15 protein-coding genes are annotated in these 17,939 nt (G+C 69.8%); all 15 read left to right on the top strand.

Annotation, left to right across the window (positions count from 1 at the left end):
* Positions 1-73 precede the first annotated feature (73 nt).
* The 15 genes from typA to ABD299_RS06565 all read left to right on the top strand — a co-directional run bounded on the left by typA (position 74) and on the right by ABD299_RS06565 (position 17,912).
* Positions 74-1,942, top strand: coding sequence for a translational GTPase TypA (typA, locus tag ABD299_RS06635; protein ID WP_344259566.1), 1,869 nt, complete (start codon positions 74-76; stop codon positions 1,940-1,942).
* A gap of 453 nt (positions 1,943-2,395) precedes the next feature.
* The gene (locus tag ABD299_RS06630; protein ID WP_344259565.1) at positions 2,396-4,006 is read left to right on the top strand and encodes a peptide ABC transporter substrate-binding protein; all 1,611 of its coding nucleotides are present in this window, start codon (positions 2,396-2,398) and stop codon (positions 4,004-4,006) included.
* A 130-nt stretch (positions 4,007-4,136) separates the two neighbouring features.
* Positions 4,137-5,066, top strand: coding sequence for an ABC transporter permease (locus tag ABD299_RS06625; protein ID WP_344259564.1), 930 nt, complete (start codon positions 4,137-4,139; stop codon positions 5,064-5,066).
* Positions 5,059-6,000 carry an ABC transporter permease gene (locus tag ABD299_RS06620; RefSeq protein WP_344259563.1) on the top strand — a complete coding sequence of 314 codons (942 nt, stop codon included), beginning with the start codon at positions 5,059-5,061 and terminating at the stop codon, positions 5,998-6,000. Before ABD299_RS06625 ends, ABD299_RS06620 begins: the two co-directional genes overlap by 8 nt.
* 99 nt (positions 6,001-6,099) lie before the next feature.
* Complete coding sequence (locus ABD299_RS06615) at positions 6,100-7,134, top strand: ABC transporter ATP-binding protein (protein ID WP_344259562.1); 1,035 nt, start codon at positions 6,100-6,102, stop codon at positions 7,132-7,134.
* Positions 7,127-8,152: an ABC transporter ATP-binding protein gene (locus tag ABD299_RS06610; protein ID WP_344259561.1), complete on the top strand. Its 1,026-nt coding sequence runs from the start codon at positions 7,127-7,129 to the stop codon at positions 8,150-8,152. Before ABD299_RS06615 ends, ABD299_RS06610 begins: the two co-directional genes overlap by 8 nt.
* Positions 8,153-8,393: 241 nt before the next feature.
* Entirely contained in the window at positions 8,394-10,043 is a 1,650-nt protein-coding gene (locus ABD299_RS06605; RefSeq protein ID WP_344259560.1) for a peptide ABC transporter substrate-binding protein, read from the top strand.
* A 108-nt stretch (positions 10,044-10,151) separates the two neighbouring features.
* Entirely contained in the window at positions 10,152-11,075 is a 924-nt protein-coding gene (locus tag ABD299_RS06600) for an ABC transporter permease (protein WP_344259559.1), read from the top strand.
* Entirely contained in the window at positions 11,068-11,985 is a 918-nt protein-coding gene (locus tag ABD299_RS06595) for an ABC transporter permease (protein ID WP_344259558.1), read from the top strand. Before ABD299_RS06600 ends, ABD299_RS06595 begins: the two co-directional genes overlap by 8 nt.
* Positions 11,986-11,998: 13 nt before the next feature.
* Positions 11,999-13,000, top strand: coding sequence for an ABC transporter ATP-binding protein (locus tag ABD299_RS06590; RefSeq protein WP_344259557.1), 1,002 nt, complete (start codon positions 11,999-12,001; stop codon positions 12,998-13,000).
* Positions 12,990-14,030, top strand: a complete 1,041-nt coding sequence (locus ABD299_RS06585; RefSeq protein ID WP_344259556.1) for an ABC transporter ATP-binding protein — start codon at positions 12,990-12,992, stop codon at positions 14,028-14,030. The genes ABD299_RS06590 and ABD299_RS06585 overlap by 11 nt, the downstream gene beginning before the upstream one ends.
* Before the next feature lie 293 nt (positions 14,031-14,323).
* Positions 14,324-14,518: a DUF2304 family protein gene (locus tag ABD299_RS06580; protein WP_344259555.1), complete on the top strand. Its 195-nt coding sequence runs from the start codon at positions 14,324-14,326 to the stop codon at positions 14,516-14,518.
* Positions 14,519-14,591: 73 nt separating this feature from the next.
* Positions 14,592-15,440 carry an N-acetyl-1-D-myo-inositol-2-amino-2-deoxy-alpha-D-glucopyranoside deacetylase gene (mshB, locus tag ABD299_RS06575; RefSeq protein ID WP_344259554.1) on the top strand — a complete coding sequence of 283 codons (849 nt, stop codon included), beginning with the start codon at positions 14,592-14,594 and terminating at the stop codon, positions 15,438-15,440.
* Positions 15,437-15,802, top strand: a complete 366-nt coding sequence (locus ABD299_RS06570) for a DUF6113 family protein (RefSeq protein WP_344259553.1) — start codon at positions 15,437-15,439, stop codon at positions 15,800-15,802. The genes mshB and ABD299_RS06570 overlap by 4 nt, the downstream gene beginning before the upstream one ends.
* A gap of 421 nt (positions 15,803-16,223) precedes the next feature.
* Positions 16,224-17,912 carry a hypothetical protein gene (locus tag ABD299_RS06565; RefSeq protein WP_344259552.1) on the top strand — a complete coding sequence of 563 codons (1,689 nt, stop codon included), beginning with the start codon at positions 16,224-16,226 and terminating at the stop codon, positions 17,910-17,912.
* Positions 17,913-17,939: the final 27 nt, after the last annotated feature.

Raw genomic sequence — 17,939 nt, 5'->3', positions numbered from 1 at the left:
ACGATGGCGGACGAGGCCGGTGCACGTGTCTGCCGAGCCATCTCAGCCACCGAACCGGAAGAAGCTCCGCAGCATGCCCACGCGCCAGGACATCCGTAACGTCGCCATCGTCGCCCATGTCGACCACGGCAAGACGACCCTCGTCGACGCCATGCTCAAGCAGGCCGGGGCCTTCACGTCCCACCAGCAGGTCGACGACCGGGTCATGGACTCCGGGGACCTGGAGCGCGAGAAGGGCATCACCATTCTCGCCAAGAACACCGCCGTGCGGTACCACCCCAAGGGCGGCGGCGAGCCGATCGTCATCAACATCATCGACACCCCCGGGCACGCGGACTTCGGCGGCGAGGTCGAGCGCGGCCTGTCCATGGTGGACGCGGTGGTCCTGCTGGTGGACGCCTCCGAAGGTCCGCTGCCGCAGACCCGTTTCGTGCTGCGCAAGGCGCTGCAGGCCCGGTTGCCGGTCATTCTGTGCATCAACAAGACCGACCGGCCGGACTCGCGGATCGCCGAGGTCGTCGACGAGACCTACGACCTCTTCCTCGACCTGGACGCGGACGAGGAGCAGATCGAGTTCCCCATCGTCTACGCCTGCGCCCGGGACGGTGTCGCCTCACTGACCCAGCCCGCCGACGGCACGGTCCCGGCCGACAGCGACAGCCTGGAGCCGTTCTTCACCACCCTCCTGGAGAACGTGCCCGCACCGGTTTACGAGGAGGGGGCGCCGCTCCAGGCGCACGTCACCAACCTGGACGCCGACAACTTCCTCGGCCGGATCGCGCTGTGCCGCGTCCAGCAGGGCAGCCTGAAGAAGGGCCAGACCGTCACCTGGCTCAAGCGCGACGGCTCCTCGCAGAACGTCCGGATCACCGAGCTGCTGATGACGGACGCGCTGACCCGCAAGCCGGCCGAGCAGGCCGGGCCCGGCGACATCTGCGCGGTGGCGGGCATCCCCGACATCATGATCGGCGAGACGCTGGCGGACCCGGACAATCCCGTGGCGCTGCCGCTGATCACCGTGGACGAGCCGGCGATCGCCATGACCATCGGCACCAACACCTCGCCGCTGGTGGGCAAGGGCGGCAAGGGGCACAAGGTCACCGCGCGGCTGGTGAAGGACCGGCTGGACCGCGAGCTGGTGGGCAATGTCTCGCTGCGGGTGCTGCCCACGGAGCGGCCGGACGCCTGGGAGGTGCAGGGCCGCGGTGAGCTGGCGCTGGCCATCCTGGTGGAGACGATGCGCCGGGAGGGCTTCGAGCTGACGGTCGGCAAGCCCGAGGTGGTCACCCGGGAGATCGACGGCAAGCTGCACGAGCCGGTGGAGCGGATGACCATCGACGCGCCGGAGGAGCACCTGGGGGCCATCACCCAGCTGATGGCAGGCCGGAAGGGCCGGATGGAGACCATGACGAACCACGGCTCGGGCTGGGTGCGCATGGAGTTCCTGGTCCCCTCGCGCGGGCTGATCGGTTTCCGCACCGAGTTCCTGACCGAGACCCGGGGCACCGGCATCGCGCACAGCATCTTCGAGGGGCACGAGCCGTGGGCCGGTGAGCTGCGCACCCGCAACAGCGGTTCGCTGGTGGCCGACCGGCCCGGTGTGGCCACGCCGTACGCGATGCTCAACCTCCAGGAGCGCGGCACCATCTTCGTCGAGCCGGGCACGGAGGTCTACGAGGGCATGATCGTGGGGGAGAACTCCCGCTCCGACGACATGGACGTCAACATCACCAAGGAGAAGAAGCTCACCAACATGCGTGCCGCTTCCGCCGATACGACGGAGAACCTGGTTCCTCCGCGTAAGCTCTCCCTGGAGCAGTCCCTGGAGTTCTGCCGCGAGGACGAGTGCGTGGAGGTCACGCCGGCCGAGGTGCGCATCCGCAAGGTGGTCCTGGACCAGAAGGAGCGCGCCCGCACCGCTTCGCGGGCCAAGCGCCAGTAGCGCCCTCCGCGGGCGGCGTCCCGGCCCTCGGGCCGCCGCCCCGGCGCGGGGTGGCAGCGGCACACCGGTCGGTCCGGTTTGCCGTGAATCCACCAGAGGGTTGCGGGCATGTCAAGGGGGCCGCCGCGTCGCGTTCCGGCCGCTGTTCGATTTTCGGACAGATTGGGTTGTGTGCGTCACATCAGTCCGGATAGCGGAGAGTGTTCCCTCTTGATTTGTCCGATTTTGCCACTTGTTAACCTCTCATCTTCATCAAAATGAAATCAGGATCCGGTGGTTCGCCCTGTGTTTATGCCCAATAGTTGGGGGCATTGCGATCGGGCGTGACTGCCTTGCCGTCGGGGGGCGGAAGGGGCGGCCGCGTCCGCGCGAGACCGGGCGTGCGGATGTCAACTCTCCGTGGGTCCGGTGCTCTTGACTGCATTGAAAGCGGACTCCCAAGGAGGCAGCCCCATGCGTGGTGCACGCAGCGCCAAGTGGGTAGCGGGTGCAATCGTCGTGGCCATGGCCGCGACGGCCTGTGGCAGTGATGACGGTGGCAACGGCGGCGACGGCGGTGGAGCGGCCGGCGACGTCAACCCCGACGGCGTTCTGGTGGTGGACCTGGGGGAGCCGCAGAACCCGCTCATCCCCACGGACACCAACGAGGTCTACGGCAGCACCGTCCTGGACCAGCTCTTCAGCAACCTGGTGGACTTCGACGACGACGGCGAGCTGGTCCACGTCGCCGCCGAGTCGATCGAGCCCAACGACGACGCCTCCGAGTGGACCGTCACCCTCAACGAGGGCTGGACCTTCCACGACGGCACCGACGTCACGGCCGACAACTACGTCGACGCCTGGAACTGGGCCGCCGACCCGGCCAACGGCCAGAAGAACGGCTACTGGTTCGAGGACATCGAGGGCTACGGCGACGGCGAGACCATGTCCGGTCTCGAGGTCGTGGACGAGACCACCTTCACGGTGACGCTCGAGGAGCCGGTCTCGTACTTCAACTACAAGCTGGCCTACACCCCGTTCGTGCCGTACCCGGACAGCTTCTTCGAGGACCCCGAGGAGTTCGGCAGCAACCCTGTCGGCCAGGGCCCGTACAAGTTCGTCTCGTGGGACCACAACGAGTCCATCGTCCTCGAGCGCAACGACGACTACGCCGGCGACAACAAGGCGCAGAACGGCGGTGTCACGTTCGCGATGTACACCGACCCGAACGCCGCCTACCAGGACCTGGTCTCCGGCAACGTGGACGTCCTGCGCCAGGTGGACCCGCAGAACCTGCCGGTCTACGAGGACGACCTCGGTGACCGCGCCATCGCGCAGCCGTACAACGCGATGCAGTCCATCGTGCCGGTCTGGTACAGCGAGGACTGGGAGGACACCGACCCCCGCGTCCTGCAGGGCATCTCCATGGCGATCGACCGGGAGTCGATCACCGAGACCATCCTCTTCGGCTCCCGCGTGCCGGCCGACAGCTTCGTGCCCCCGAACGTCCGCGGCTACGAGGCGGGCATCGGCGGCGAGATCATGGAGTACAACCCGGAGCGCGCCAAGGAGCTCATCGAGGAGGCCGGCGGCGTCCCCGACAACGAGATCCACATCCAGTACAACTCCGACGGCGGCCACCAGGACTGGGTCGAGGCCGTCTGCAGCGACATCGAGAACAACACCGGCATCACCTGCCTGACCGACCCGAAGCCGGACTTCGCCACCGACCTCGACGCGCGTGACGCGAAGGAGGTCAAGTCCATGTACCGCGGTGGCTGGATCATGGACTACGCGCTGAACGTCTCCTTCATGAAGGAGCTGTACGGCACCAACTCCAGCGCCAACACCGGCTTCTTCTCCGACGAGGAGGTCGACCGCCTGTTCTCCGAGGGTGACTCCGCCGCCACCGTCGAGGAGACCGTCGCGGCCTACCAGGAGGCCGAGCGGGTCCTGTTCGAGAAGATGCCGGCCATCCCGCTGTGGTCCTACAACGTGAACGCCGGCCACTCCGAGAAGGTCACCAACGTCAACTTCGACACCTTCGGCAAGCCGCTGATCACCGAGATCCAGGTTGTCGACTGACGGTCGCCCGCAGCAGTAAGCACCACCGCGCGGCCGACTGAGCCGCTACCGCGTGTGCCATGGGGCCGACGGTCCGTTCCGGAAGACCCCGGAACGGACCGTCGGCCCCGCAACCTGACATGGAGGAACAATGGGGCGCTATGTCGCGCGGCGACTGCTCCAGATGATCCCGGTCTTCATCGGGGCGACCCTGCTGATCTTTCTCATGATGTACGTCCTGCCGGGTGACCCGGTGCGGGCGCTGTGGGGAGACCAGCGTGTCGACAGAGACCAGATGGAAGCGATGAGAGCGAGCCTGGGCCTCGATCTCCCCATCTGGCAGCAGTACCTGAACTACATCACCGGCGTCTTCCAGGGCGACTTCGGGACGCAGGTCGCGACCCGCCGGGAAGTCTCCGACGTGATCATGAGCGCCCTGCCGGTCACCCTGCGGCTGACCGCCCTGGCCCTGCTGATCACCGTCGTCCTGGGCATCGGAATGGGTCTGCTGGCCGGGCTCCGCGCCGGCAGCAGGATCGACACCACGGTGCTCTTCATCACGCTGCTGTTCATTTCGGTGCCGGTGTTCGTCATCGGCTATGCCTACCAGGTCTTCTTCGGCCACAATCTGGGCTGGATCAGCCCCACCGTCCGGGACAGCGAATCCTGGGGCCAGCTGCTGCTGCCCGCCCTCGTCCTGGCCTCGCTGTCGCTGGCGTACGTCGCCCGGCTCACCCGTACGTCGATCGCGGAGAACAAGCGGGCCGACTACATGCGCACCGCGCGCGCCAAGGGCCTCACCCAGAGGCGCGCCGTCGGTGTGCACCTGATGCGCAACTCGATGATCCCGGTGGTGACCTTCCTGGGTGTCGACATCGGCAACCTGATGGCCGGTGCCATCGTCACCGAGGGCATCTTCAACATCCACGGCATCGGACGGGTGGTCTACTCGGCGCTGATGAGCCGGGAGGGCTCCACCGTCGTGGGAGTCGTGACCTTCATCGTCATCGTCTATCTCGTGATCACTCTGCTCGTCGACCTGCTCTACGCGGTCCTGGACCCGAGGATTCGCTATGCCTGAGATCCACACCAGGGCCACCGACTCCGTGCCGCCCGAGGCGGGCGCCGCGGCCGATACCGGCCCCGCCCCCGGCAAGCCGCGCAGCCTGTGGTCCGACGCCTGGTACGACCTGCGGCGCAAGCCCACCTTTCTGATAGCCGCCGGTCTGGTGCTGCTCTTCCTGGTGATCGCGGCCTTCCCGGGCCTGTTCACCTCGGCCAGCCCGCGGCTCGGCGACCGGTCGCTCAGTCTCCAGCCTCCGATGCTGACCCATTTCTTCTCCCCGGAGTGGCTGGGCTACGACATCCACGGCCGGAGCATCTACGCGCGTATCATCTACGGGACGCGCGCCTCGGTGCTGATCGGTATCAGTGTCACCGCCATCGTGCTGGTCTTCGGCAGCCTGACCGGCATGGTCGCGGGCTACTTCGGCGGCTGGATCGACGCCGTGGTCTCCCGGCTCGTCGATGTCTTCATGGGCATTCCGTTCCTGCTCGGTGCCATGGTGGTGCTGGTCTCCTTCGACGGGCGCACCACCTATGTGGTGATCCTGGCCCTCGCCTTCCTCGGCTGGACCACGGTGGCACGCGTCATGCGCGGGTCGGTCATCTCCGTCAAGCAGTCCGACTACGTGGCCGCGGCCCGCTCCCTGGGCGCGGGCACCTGGCGGATCATGACCCGGCACATCCTGCCCAACGCCATCGCTCCGGTGATCGTGGTCGCCATGGTGGCGCTCGGGGGCTACATCTCGGCGGAGGCGACGCTGTCCTACCTGGGAATCGGCCTCTCCGACCCGGCCATCTCCTGGGGCGGTGACATCAACACCGGCAAGGACCGCATCCGGATCGCCTCGCATCTGCTGGTCATGCCGTCGATCATGCTGAGCCTCACGATCCTGGCCTTCCTGATGATGGGCGACGCCGTGCGCGATGCCCTCGACCCCAAGCTCCGGTGAGGGGGCCGGCTGTGAGCGACGCAACCCCGGCCGCCGGGCGGCCCATCACGTCCTTCGCGCGCCCCGGCTGCGTGAGCGGAGAAGCGAACGGAGAACGCCGTGTCGATTGAACTGACCAAGGCGGACGTCCCCGGCGTTCCGCTGCTCGAAGTCCGCGACCTGCACGTGGAGTTCCACACCCGTGAGGGCGCGGCCAAGGCCGTCAACGGGGTCAACTACACCGTGGACGCCGGAGAGACACTGGCGGTGCTCGGCGAGTCCGGGTCCGGCAAGTCGGTGACCGCCCAGACCATCATGGGCATCCTCGACATGCCGCCCGGCAGGATCACCGGCGGTGAGATCTTCTTCCGCGGCGAGGACATGCTGACCATGTCCGAGGAACGGCGCCGGCGGATCCGCGGGAACAAGATCGCCATGATCTTCCAGGACGCGCTGTCCTCGCTGAACCCGGTGCTCTCCGTCGGCTTCCAGCTCGGTGAGATGTTCCGGGTGCACCGGGGGATGTCCCGGAAGGAGGCCAGGGCCAAGTCGATCGAGCTGATGGACAGGGTGCGCATCCCGGCGGCGCGGGAGCGGGTCAACGACTACCCGCACCAGTTCTCCGGCGGCATGCGCCAGCGCATCATGATCGCGATGGCGCTCGCCCTGGAACCGGACGTCATCATCGCGGACGAGCCGACCACGGCACTGGACGTCACCGTGCAGGCGCAGGTGATGGACCTGCTCTCCGAGCTCCAGCGCGAGTACGACATGGGGCTCATCCTGATCACCCACGACCTCGGTGTGGTCGCCGACGTCGCCGACAAGATCGCGGTGATGTACGCCGGGCGGATCGTGGAGACCGCCCCCGTGCACGAGCTCTACAAGCGTCCCGCACACCCCTACACCAAGGGGCTGCTGGAGTCGATCCCCCGCCTGGACCACAAGGGCCACGAGCTCTACGCCATCAAGGGCCTGCCCCCGAGCCTGACGGACATCCCGGTCGGCTGCGCCTTCAACCCGCGCTGCCCGCAGGCCAGGGACGTGTGCCGCACGGACGTCCCGCCGCTGCTCGATGTGACCGAGCCGGACGGCGCTCCGCTCGGCGGCCGGGCGAGCGCCTGCCACTTCTGGAAGGAGACCATCCATGGCTGAGCCGATCCTGGAGGTCCGCAACCTGGTCAAGCACTTTCCGCTGACCCGCGGCATCCTCTTCAAGCGGCAGATCGGCGCGGTCAAGGCCGTGGACGACATCTCCTTCACGCTCAACCGGGGCGAGACGCTGGGGATCGTGGGAGAGTCCGGCTGCGGCAAGTCCACCGTCGCCAAGCTGCTGATGAACCTGGAGCAGCCCACCTCCGGCCAGATCATCTACAAGGGAGAGGACATCTCCCGGCTGTCCGGCAGCGCCCTGAAGGCGGTGCGGCGGAACATCCAGATGGTGTTCCAGGACCCGTACACCTCGCTGAACCCGCGGATGACGGTCGGCGACATCATCGGGGAGCCCTTCGAGATCCACCCGGACGCCGCGCCCAAGGGGGACCGGCGCCGCAGGGTACGGGAGCTGCTGGACGTCGTCGGGCTGAACCCGGAGTACATCAACCGGTACCCGCACCAGTTCTCCGGCGGCCAGCGCCAGCGCATCGGCATCGCCCGCGGCCTGGCGCTCAACCCGGAGATCATCATCTGCGACGAGCCGGTCTCCGCGCTGGACGTCTCGGTGCAGGCCCAGGTCATCAACCTGATGGAGAAACTGCAGGACGAGTTCAACCTGTCCTACATGTTCATCGCCCACGACCTGTCCATCGTGCGGCACATCTCCGACCGGGTCGGCGTGATGTACCTGGGGAAGATGGCCGAGATCGGCACCGACGAGGAGATCTACGACCACCCCACCCATCCGTACACCCAGGCGCTGCTCTCCGCCGTGCCGCAGCCGGACCCCTCGGTCCGGGACACCCGCGAGCGGATCCTGCTGACCGGCGACGTGCCCTCCCCGGCGAACCCGCCGTCGGGCTGCCGGTTCCGGACCCGCTGCTGGAAGGCGCAGGACAAGTGCGCCGAGGAGGTGCCGCTGCTGGCCGTCCCCCAGCGTTTCCGGGGCACCGGCTCCCGCGCCGCCCACGAATCGGCCTGCCACTTCGCCGAGGAGCGGGACGTCGTGCACAGCTGAGCCGGGCTGCGGCCGGCCGGGCCGCCGGCGTGCGGAGGACATCCGCGCGCCGGCGGCCCTTTCGCCGTCCGGAACGCGGCGGTCCGGCCCGGGGCCCCCGGAGGGTGGGCCGGAGGTCCGGCATCCGGGCGTATTTGTGCGACAGTCCGCATCCGGTCGGGCGTCCTGCGTGCACAAAGAGGGCGTAAGCGATCTTATGGGGTGTCCGATGTGACATCAGGCAGCTCCAAGGAGGCACCCCATGCGTGCAGGCACGCGCCTGATCTGCGCCGTTGCCGGTACTACGGCTATCGCCCTGCTGGCCACGGCGTGCGGCAACAACGGGAACGGCGGGGGCGGCACCGGTTCCGGCAACGGAGACGCCATCATCCGCGCCTCCTGGGGGGACCCGCAGAACCCGCTGGAGCCCGCCAACACCAACGAGGTGCAGGGCGGCAAGGTCCTCGACATGATCTTCCGCGGTCTCAAACGCTACAACCCGGACACCGGCGAGGCCGAGGACGCCATGGCCGAGTCGATCGAGACCGAGGACCAGCAGAACTTCACCGTCACGATCGAGGAGGGCTGGACCTTCCAGGACGGCACCCCGGTCACCGCCCAGTCCTACGTGGACGCCTGGAACTACGGCGCACACATCGACAACACCCAGGTCAACAGCTACTTCTTCCAGTTCATCGACGGCTACGAGGACGTCCACCCCACCGATGAGGACGCGTCCCCCACCGCCGACACCCTCAGCGGCCTGGAGGTCGTGGACGACACGACGTTCACCGTCCGGCTGACCGAACCGTTCTCCCTGTGGCCCGAGACCCTCGGCTACAACGCCTACGTCCCGCTGCCGCGGATGTTCTTCGACGACCACGACGCCTGGCTGGAGAAGCCGGTCGGCAACGGCCCCTACATGGTCGACTCCTACGCCCGCAGCCAGTCCATGAACCTGGTCAAGTACGAGGACTACAACGGGGACGACGAGGCCCGGAACGACGGCGTGGAGCTGCGGGTCTACACCGACACCAACACCGCCTACACCGACCTGCAGGCCGGAAACCTCGACATCATCGACGACGTCCCCTCCCAGCAGCTGCAGAACGCCGAATCCGATCTCGGCGACCGCTACATCAACGAGCCGGCCGGCATCATCCAGAGCATCTCCTTCCCCCTCTACGACGAGGCATGGCAGGGCGAGGACATGGCGAAGGTCCGGCAGGGCCTGTCGATGGCGATCAACCGCGAGGAGATCACCGAGCGGATCTTCTACGGCACCCGCACCCCGGCCACCGACTACACCTCGCCCGTCCTCGGCGAGGCCGGCGGCTACCGGGAAGGCCTGTGCGGAGAGTTCTGCGAGTACGACCCGGACCGGGCCAGGGAACTCATCGAGGAGGGCGGCGGTCTGCCCGGCGGCCGCGTCACCCTCACCTCCAATGTCGACACCGGCTCGCACCGCCAGTGGATGGACGCCGCCTGCAACAGCATCAACAACGTGCTCGACGACACCGGCGCCTGCACGGTCAACCCCATCCCGACCTTCGCCGACTACCGGAACGAGATCCAGGCCCGCAACATGACGGGGATGTTCCGCACCGGCTGGCAGATGGACTACCCGCTGATCCAGAACTTCCTGCAGCCCATCTACTACACCAACGCCTCCTCCAACGACGCCGAGTACAGCAGCGAGGAGTTCGACCGGCTCGTGGACGAGGCCAACTCCGCCGACGACGAGGACGAGGCCGTCGACCTCTTCCAGGAGGCCGAGGAGGTACTGGTGCGTGACATGCCGGCCATCCCGCTGTGGTACCAGAACGGCACCGCCGGCTACTCGGAGCGGGTGAGCAACGTCCGGCTCGATCCCTTCTCGGTGCCGGTCTACACCGAGATCACCGTCGACTGACACGCGCCCGCCCGGACATCGCGCCGGCCCGCCGTCCGCCTTCCCCACCGGCGGCGGCCGGCCGGCGCGGGCCCTCCGGCTCCCGTCCCTCGTCCACAAGGAGGACCCGTGGGGCGCTACGTCATCCGCCGCCTGCTCCAGATGATCCCGGTGTTCATCGGAGCGACCTTTCTCATCTTCGTGATGGTCTACGCGCTGGGCGACCCGGTGGCCGGCCTGTTCGGCGACCGGGCGCCGGACCCGGCCACGGCCCAGCGGCTGCGCCAGGAGTTCAACCTCGACCGGCCGCTGTGGCAGCAGTACCTGCTCTACATGGGCAAGATCTTCACCGGTGACTTCGGGACCGCCTTCAACGGCCGCCCGGTCACCGAGCTGATGGGCCGGGCGTTCCCCATCAGCTTCCGGCTGATGCTGGTCGCCATCGCCTTCGAGATCGTCCTGGGCATCCTGCTCGGCGTGGTCACCGGCCTGAACCGCGGCAGGGCCGTCGACACCACCGTCCTGATGCTCACCCTGGTCGTGATCGCCATCCCCACCTTCGTGCTCGGCACCACGCTCCAGTTCTTCCTCGGTGTCGAACTCGGCTGGATCAACCCGGCGGTCAGCGCCGAGGGCCGTTTCGGGGAACTGATCGTGCCGGGCCTGATCGTCGCCCTGGTCTCCCTCGCCTACGTCACCCGGCTCACCCGGACCTCCGTCGCCGAGAACACCCGCGCCGACTACATCAGGACAGCCGTCGCCAAAGGGCTGCCGAGGCGCCGGGTGACCGTCCGTCACCTGCTGCGCAACTCCCTCATCCCGGTCGTCACCTACCTCGGCGCGGACATCGGCCTGCTGATGGCCGGAGCGATCGTCACCGAGCGGATCTTCAACATCCAGGGCGTCGGCTACCAGCTGTTCCAGGGCATCCTGCGGCAGAACTCGCCGACCGTGGTCGGGTTCGTGGTGGTCCTGGTGCTGATCTTCCTGCTCGCCAACCTGCTCGTCGACCTCCTGTACGCCGTGCTCGATCCGAGGATCCGCTATGACTGAACCCTCGGCCGTCCCGGTCGCCCCGCAGGCCCCGGCCCAAGCCGCTCCCGAACCGGGCCGGGCCCGCAGCCTGTGGTCCGACGCCTGGCACGACCTGAGCCGCAACCCCGTCTTCCTGATCTCCGCCCTGCTGATCTGCTTCCTGGTGGTCATCTCGCTGTGGCCCGGCCTCATCGCCACCCGGTCCCCACTGCGCTGCGAACTCGGCCGCTCACTGGACGGCCCCGCCCCCGGCCACTGGTTCGGCTTCGACACCCAGGGCTGCGACGTCTACACCCGCACCGTCTACGGCGCCCGCGCCTCCATCGCGGTCGGTGTGTGCGCCACCCTCGGCGTGGCACTGGTCGGCAGCGTCATCGGCGGGCTGGCCGGGTTCTTCGGCGGCTTCTGGGACGCCCTGCTCTCCCGGGTCACCGACGTGTTCTTCGGCATCCCGATGATCCTGGGCGCCATCGTCTTCCTCAGCATGGTCCGGCTCGGCGGCATCTGGCCCGTGGTCCTGGTCATCGCCGCCCTGGGCTGGCCGCAGATCGCGCGCATCGCCCGCGGCTCGGTCATCACCGTCAGACAGAACGACTACGTGCAGGCCGCCCGTGCGCTGGGCGCCGGCAGTACCCGGCTGCTGCTGCGCCACATCCTGCCCAACGCGATCGCCCCCGTCATCGTCATGGCCACCATCATGCTGGGCACCTTCATCGCCCTGGAGGCGACCCTGAGCTTCCTGGGTGTCGGCCTGCGCCCGCCCACCGTCTCCTGGGGGGTGGACATCTCCATCGCCTCGGACGGCATGCAGTTCCGCAACGCCCCGCACATCCTGCTCTATCCGGCCGCCGCCCTGAGCATCACCGTGCTCGCCTTCATCATGCTCGGCGACGCGGTCCGCGACGCCCTCGATCCCAAGCTGCGCTGAGGGAGTGCCCACCGTGACCGAAGCCCCCGGTACGCCTCTGCTGGACGTGAAGGACCTGCACGTGGAGTTCGCCACCCGCGACGGCACCGTGCGGGCCGTCAACGGCGTCAGCTACGCGGTGGACGCCGGGCAGACGCTCGCGGTCCTGGGGGAGTCGGGCTCCGGCAAGTCGGTGACCGCGCAGGCCGTCATGGGCATCCTCGACATCCCGCCCGGACGGATCACCGGCGGCCGGATCCTCTTCCGGGGCCGCGACCTGCTCCGGGCGAGCCGCGAGGAGCGCCGTGCCATCCGCGGCGAACAGATGGCCATGATCTTCCAGGACGCGCTGTCCTCGCTGAACCCGGTGCACTCGGTCGGCATCCAGCTCGCCGAGATGTTCCGGGTGCACCGGGGGATGTCCCGCAAGGACGGCAAGGCCAAGGCGGTCGAGCTGATGGACCGGGTGCGCATCCCGGCGGCGCGGGAGCGGGTCAACGACTATCCGCACCAGTTCTCCGGCGGCATGCGCCAGCGCATCATGATCGCGATGGCGCTCGCCCTGGAGCCCGCGCTGATCATCGCGGACGAGCCGACCACGGCGCTGGACGTCACCGTGCAGGCGCAGGTGATGGACCTGCTCTCCGAGCTCCGGCGCGAGTACCGGATGGGCCTGATCCTGATCACCCACGACCTCGGAGTGGTCGCCGACGTCGCCGACAGGATCGCGGTGATGTACGCCGGGCGCATCGTGGAGCACGCCCCCGTCCGTGACCTGTACCGGAGCCCGGCGCACCCCTACACCAAGGGACTGCTGGAGTCCGTGCCCCGGCTGGACCGCAAGGGCAAGGAGCTCTACGCCATCAAGGGCCTGCCGCCCAACCTGCTCCACGTGCCGCCGGGCTGCCCGTTCCACCCCCGCTGCCCGCTGGCCCGGGACATCTGTGTCACCGACCCGCCGCCGCTGTACGAGGGCATGGGCGAGGGCCGCAGCAGCGCCTGCCACTTCTGGAAGGAGACGCTCGGTGAGCGCTAGCACCCGCGATCCGATCCTGGAGGTCCACGGCCTGGTCAAGCACTTCCCGCTCACCCAGGGCATCCTCTTCAAACGGCAGACCGGCGCCGTGCGGGCGGTGGACGGGGTGAGCTTCGCGCTGTACCCGGGCGAGACGCTGGGGATCGTGGGGGAGTCCGGCTGCGGCAAGTCCACCGTCGCCAGGCTGATGGTGAACCTGGAGCATCCCACCGCCGGCAGTATCCGGTACAAGGGCGAGGACCTGGCCGGGCTCTCCCGCCGGGCCCTGAAGGCGGTGCGGCGGAACATCCAGATGGTGTTCCAGGACCCGTACACCTCGCTGAACCCGCGGATGACGGTCGGCGACATCATCGGGGAGCCCTTCGAGATCCATCCGGAGGTGGCGCCCAAGGGGGACCGGCGCCGCAGGGTGCGGGAGCTGCTGGACGTCGTCGGGCTGAACCCGGAGTACATCAACCGGTATCCGCACCAGTTCTCCGGCGGCCAGCGCCAGCGCATCGGCATCGCCCGCGGGCTCGCCCTCAACCCGGAGATCATCGTGGCCGACGAGCCGGTCTCCGCGCTGGACGTCTCGGTGCAGGCCCAGGTCATCAACCTGATGGAGAACCTGCAGGACCGGTTCGGTCTGTCCTACATGGTCATCGCCCACGACCTGTCCATCGTGCGGCACATCTCCGACCGGGTCGGCGTGATGTACCTGGGCAAGATCGTGGAGACCGGTACCGACGAGGAGATCTACGACCACCCCACCCACCCGTACACCCAGGCGCTGCTCTCCGCCGTGCCGGTGGCCGACCCGGAGGTCACCCACCGGAGGGAAAGGATCATCCTGGAGGGTGACGTGCCGTCCCCGGCGGATCCCCCCTCCGGCTGCCGGTTCCGCACCCGCTGCTGGAAGGCGCGGGAGCGCTGCGCGCGCGAGGAGCCGCCGCTGGCCACCCCCGAGCCGCTGCGTGGCGCCCACGGGCCGGTGACGCACCCCTCGGCCTGTCATTTCGCGGAGGAGAAGCAGCATGTCGCCCACGACTGAGCGCCGGGCGCCGCCGCACCCGGCGGGGGCGGTCCTGGCGAACCGCCCCCGGGGCCCGGGCCACGGCACCCGCACGGCCGTGTCGTCCCAGTGTCCGGCTCCCGCGTCTCCCCCGGGTGTCGTGCGCGTTGCCGCGGCGTCAACCCTCCGGCGGTGGCCGTGCGCCCCTGTTCTGCACCCATGCACCGCGACGTGCCCACTCACCGACAGTTAAGATCCGTGGCGCATGGTGGGTAGGACACTGTCATTGGCCCTGCCCTGATCCGACCACGTCCCCCTGGAGGTGATCCGCGGTGGCCTTCTCCATCTCCGCAGTGGTGTTGCTGGCGATCATTGTCGTTCTGCTGGTCAGGAAGTCGGGCCTGAAGGGCGTGCACGCGCTGGTCTGTGTCCTGTTCGGCTTCTTCCTCGCCAGTTCCTCCGTAGCGCCGACCATCAACGAGGTGACGTCCAACGTGGCGGGAATGATCAGCGGTCTCAGCTTCTGACGGGTGCCGTGACCGGTGCCGGCGTGGCGGGCACCGGACCGGCCGCCGGCCGGCGGGGGATAGGCTCACCGGTATGGAACGCAGCGTGCTGCTGGTGCATGCGCACCCCGACGACGAGTCGATCACCAACGGCGTCACGATGGCCGCCGCGGCCGGCAGCGGCGCCCGGGTGACGCTGGTCACCTGCACCCAGGGGGAGGAGGGCGAAGTCATCCCCGGAGAGCTCGCCCACCTCGCACCCGACCGGGAGGACCGGCTCGGTCCGCACCGGGCCCGGGAGCTGGCGGCGGCGATGGCCGAGCTCAACGTCACGGACCACCGCTTCCTCGGCGGGGCGGGCCGCTGGCGCGACTCCGGCATGATGGGCGCGCCCTCCAACGACCGGCCGCACGCCTTCTGGCGGGCCGGCACCGACGAGGCCGGCGCCGCTCTGGCGGAGGTGATCGCCGAGGTCCGGCCGCAGGTGCTCATCACCTACGACCCGGAGGGCGGGTACGGCCACCCCGACCACATCCAGGCCCACCGGGTCGCCATGCGCGGGGCCGGACTGGCCGCCGGCCGGCACCGCGTCGCCCGCGTCCTGTGGAACTGCGTGCCGCGCTCCGCCGCGGAGCGTGAGCTGGCGGCACTGCGGGCCGCGGAACCGGGACCGTTCCGCGGTGTCGCCGCCCTCTCCGACATCCCCGGGGTGGTCGCGGACGAACAGGTGTCGCTCGCCGTGCGGGGCACCGCCGCCCAGGTGGCGGCGAAGGCGGCGGCCATGCGGGCGCACGCGACGCAGATCGAGGTGGCCCCGGGGGACCGGGTCTTCGCCCTCTCCAACGGACTCGCGCAGCCACTGTGGGGCGAGGAGTACTTCCTGGTGGCGGCCGGCGAGCCCGTGCCGGCCGGTTCCGGCGACATCTTCGCGGGGCTGTCATGAGTGCCGCGCGGCTGATCGGCTACCCGGTGCTCGCCGTGCTGGGCGTGCTCACCGGCGCGGCGGGCTCCCTGGTGCAGGCGGGCTGGTTCCCGTTCGGGCTGCTGCTCGCCCTGGGCGGTGCCGCGGGGCTGTTCTGGGGCGGCGCCCTGGTGACGCGCACCCGGGTGGGCGCGGCCGTCCCGGCCGCGGGCTGGGCGCTGACCGTGCTGCTGCTGACCGCCTCCCGGCCGCAGGGCGACTTCGTCTTCGCCGCCGGCCTCGGCAGTTACCTGTTCCTCCTCGGAGGCATGACGGTGGCGGTGCTGTGCGCCACGCTGGCACCCACCGAGCGGCCGATGTTCGCGGTGCCGGACCGCCGCTGACCGCCCGACGGCGCCTCCGGTGGCCCCCTGAGGCGGCCCGGCCGCCCCGCCGCGGCCCCGCCGTCCGGTTCGTCCCCTTTCGTTCGGTGGCCGGTCCGGCCGGTCACGGCCGGACCGGATGGGCGGCAACTGCGCTGCGGCGCAAGCCTCTTGGCGGGAAGACCCCGCAGGCCGGCCGGCGGTCGCACGGAAGTGCCCCGCACAAGTGGGCACCCGGCGGGCGATAACACATGCGCGACCCCAGTATCGTGGGGCTCGCCGCCGGTTCCCGGTCGTGTTCCGGGCCGGCCGGTGTAGCCAACCGGGAGATCCTGCCTTGAGTCGTGAAACTGACAGTTCGTCCCCTTCGTCCCGGGGGCCGTACGGCACACCCGCTGCCAGCAGCGCTCCGCAGCCGGAGGAGAAGAAGACCGAGACCACGATGACGACCCGGGTGCGTATCAACATCCCCGGATCCCGGCCCATCCCGCCGGTCGTCGTGCGTGAGACCGTCGAGGGGACCCCGGAGCCGGCGCCGCCGGGCGACGAGACCGCCGCGGACGCCGCCGCCTCGCCGGCCGGCTCCGGCGGGGACGCCGCAGCACCGGCCAAGAAGACCAGCTCCTGGTTCCAGCCGCGCAAGCCGCCGTCCGGCGAGACGCCGGCCGGCGGGGTGCCGGAGGCGGAGCAGACCCCTCCGGAGTGGTACCGCCGGCAGCAGGAACGGGAGTCCGGCGGACCCGGCCCGCAGCCGGAACCGCCGGCACCCGCGGGCGGAATGCCGCCGCTCCCGGTCCGGGACGGCAGTACTCCGCTGCCCCCTCCGCCGCCGCGCGGCGGAGGCCCCAGCGGCCCCACCACCGGCCCGGCCACCGGGGAGATGCCGGCGGTCATGGCGGCGGCGTCCTCCGCCCCGCCGCCCCCCGGCGGCACGGAGGACGTCGAGGACAACGGCGGGCCCACCACCATGGATCTGGGCGGCCCGCTGCCGCCGGCTCCCGCCCGCTCCTCGGCGGACACCGCGGCCCTGCCGGTGATCCCCGACCCCTTCGGCCTCGGCCGGCCCGGCAGCCCGTCCGGCCCGCTCCCGCCTCCGGCGGTCTCCGCGCCAGCCCCCGGGCCCGCCGCGGAGCCGGAGGACGAACCGGCGCCGCGCAAGAGCCGCTCCAAGCTGAAGCTGCTGGCCGTGGCCCTGGTCGGTGGCCTCACGGTCGCCTACGGCGCCGGCCTGGTGCTCGACCCCGAGGAGGTCCCCAAGGGCACCACGGTGCTGGGGCACGACATCGGCGGCAGCAGCACCCAGGCGGCCGTGAACCAACTGGACGCCGCGCTGGACGAGTCCGCCAACTCTCCGCTGACGCTGGTGGTCGGCGACCAGGAGGTGGAGCTCAAGCCGGGCGTCGCCGGACTGGTCATCGACACCGAGGCGACCGTGCGGGCCGCGTCGGTGCAGGACTACAACCCGATCACCGTGATCGGCTCGCTGTTCGGCGCCGAGCGCGTCACCGAACCGGTGTACGCGGTGGACGAGGAGAAGCTGACCGCCGCCCTGGCCGACGCCGCCGCCCTGGCCGGCGGCGGGGACGGCGAGGAGCCCCGGGAGGCCGGCATCACCTTCGAGGACGGGCAGGCCATCGCGGACCTTGGTGAGACAGGTGCCGCCATCGATGTCGCCGCCGCGGCCGAGACGGTGCGGGCGGCGTTCGTCCGGCGGGCCGAGACGGGGCGGAACGAGCCTGTCGAACTGCAGGCCACCGGGGAGGCGCAGGGCATCGACGCGGCGGAGATCGAGCGGGCGATGCAGGAGTTCGCCGAGCCCGCGGTGTCCGGCTGGGTGTGGCTGCAGGCCGCCGACGTGGAACTGCCCTTCAGCGAGCGCACGATCAGCGAGTTCCTGTCCATGCAGGCCACCGACGACGGCTCGCTCCAGCCGGTGATCGACACCGGACGGCTCGCCGAGATCTACGGCAGCACCTTCGACGGCATCATGATCGACGGGGGAGCGGGGCTCGTCCCGATGACCCCGGAGCACGCGGCCGCGGCACTGGTGCAGGCGCTGCGCGAGCCCGCGGTGGCCGACGAGGGCCCCGAGAGGCGGATCGCCGCCGTGGAGGCCGCGGTGCGCGGCTGACAGGGCAGGCACCGCGCGGCACGCGGG

This window comes from Streptomyces sodiiphilus (assembly GCF_039529215.1).
GTDB lineage: Bacteria > Actinomycetota > Actinomycetes > Streptomycetales > Streptomycetaceae > Streptomyces > Streptomyces sodiiphilus.
Note: the sequence above shows the minus strand (reverse complement) of the source record. Positions and strands in the feature narration are given on the sequence as shown.

Coding starts and splice junctions, on each gene's coding strand:
- typA (WP_344259566.1), top strand. CDS start 74: ATGCCCACGCGCCAGGACATCCGTAACGTCGCCATCGTCGCCCATGTC.
- ABD299_RS06630 (WP_344259565.1), top strand. CDS start 2,396: ATGCGTGGTGCACGCAGCGCCAAGTGGGTAGCGGGTGCAATCGTCGTG.
- ABD299_RS06625 (WP_344259564.1), top strand. CDS start 4,137: ATGGGGCGCTATGTCGCGCGGCGACTGCTCCAGATGATCCCGGTCTTC.
- ABD299_RS06620 (WP_344259563.1), top strand. CDS start 5,059: ATGCCTGAGATCCACACCAGGGCCACCGACTCCGTGCCGCCCGAGGCG.
- ABD299_RS06610 (WP_344259561.1), top strand. CDS start 7,127: ATGGCTGAGCCGATCCTGGAGGTCCGCAACCTGGTCAAGCACTTTCCG.
- ABD299_RS06605 (WP_344259560.1), top strand. CDS start 8,394: ATGCGTGCAGGCACGCGCCTGATCTGCGCCGTTGCCGGTACTACGGCT.
- ABD299_RS06595 (WP_344259558.1), top strand. CDS start 11,068: ATGACTGAACCCTCGGCCGTCCCGGTCGCCCCGCAGGCCCCGGCCCAA.
- mshB (WP_344259554.1), top strand. CDS start 14,592: ATGGAACGCAGCGTGCTGCTGGTGCATGCGCACCCCGACGACGAGTCG.
- ABD299_RS06570 (WP_344259553.1), top strand. CDS start 15,437: ATGAGTGCCGCGCGGCTGATCGGCTACCCGGTGCTCGCCGTGCTGGGC.
- ABD299_RS06565 (WP_344259552.1), top strand. CDS start 16,224: ATGACGACCCGGGTGCGTATCAACATCCCCGGATCCCGGCCCATCCCG.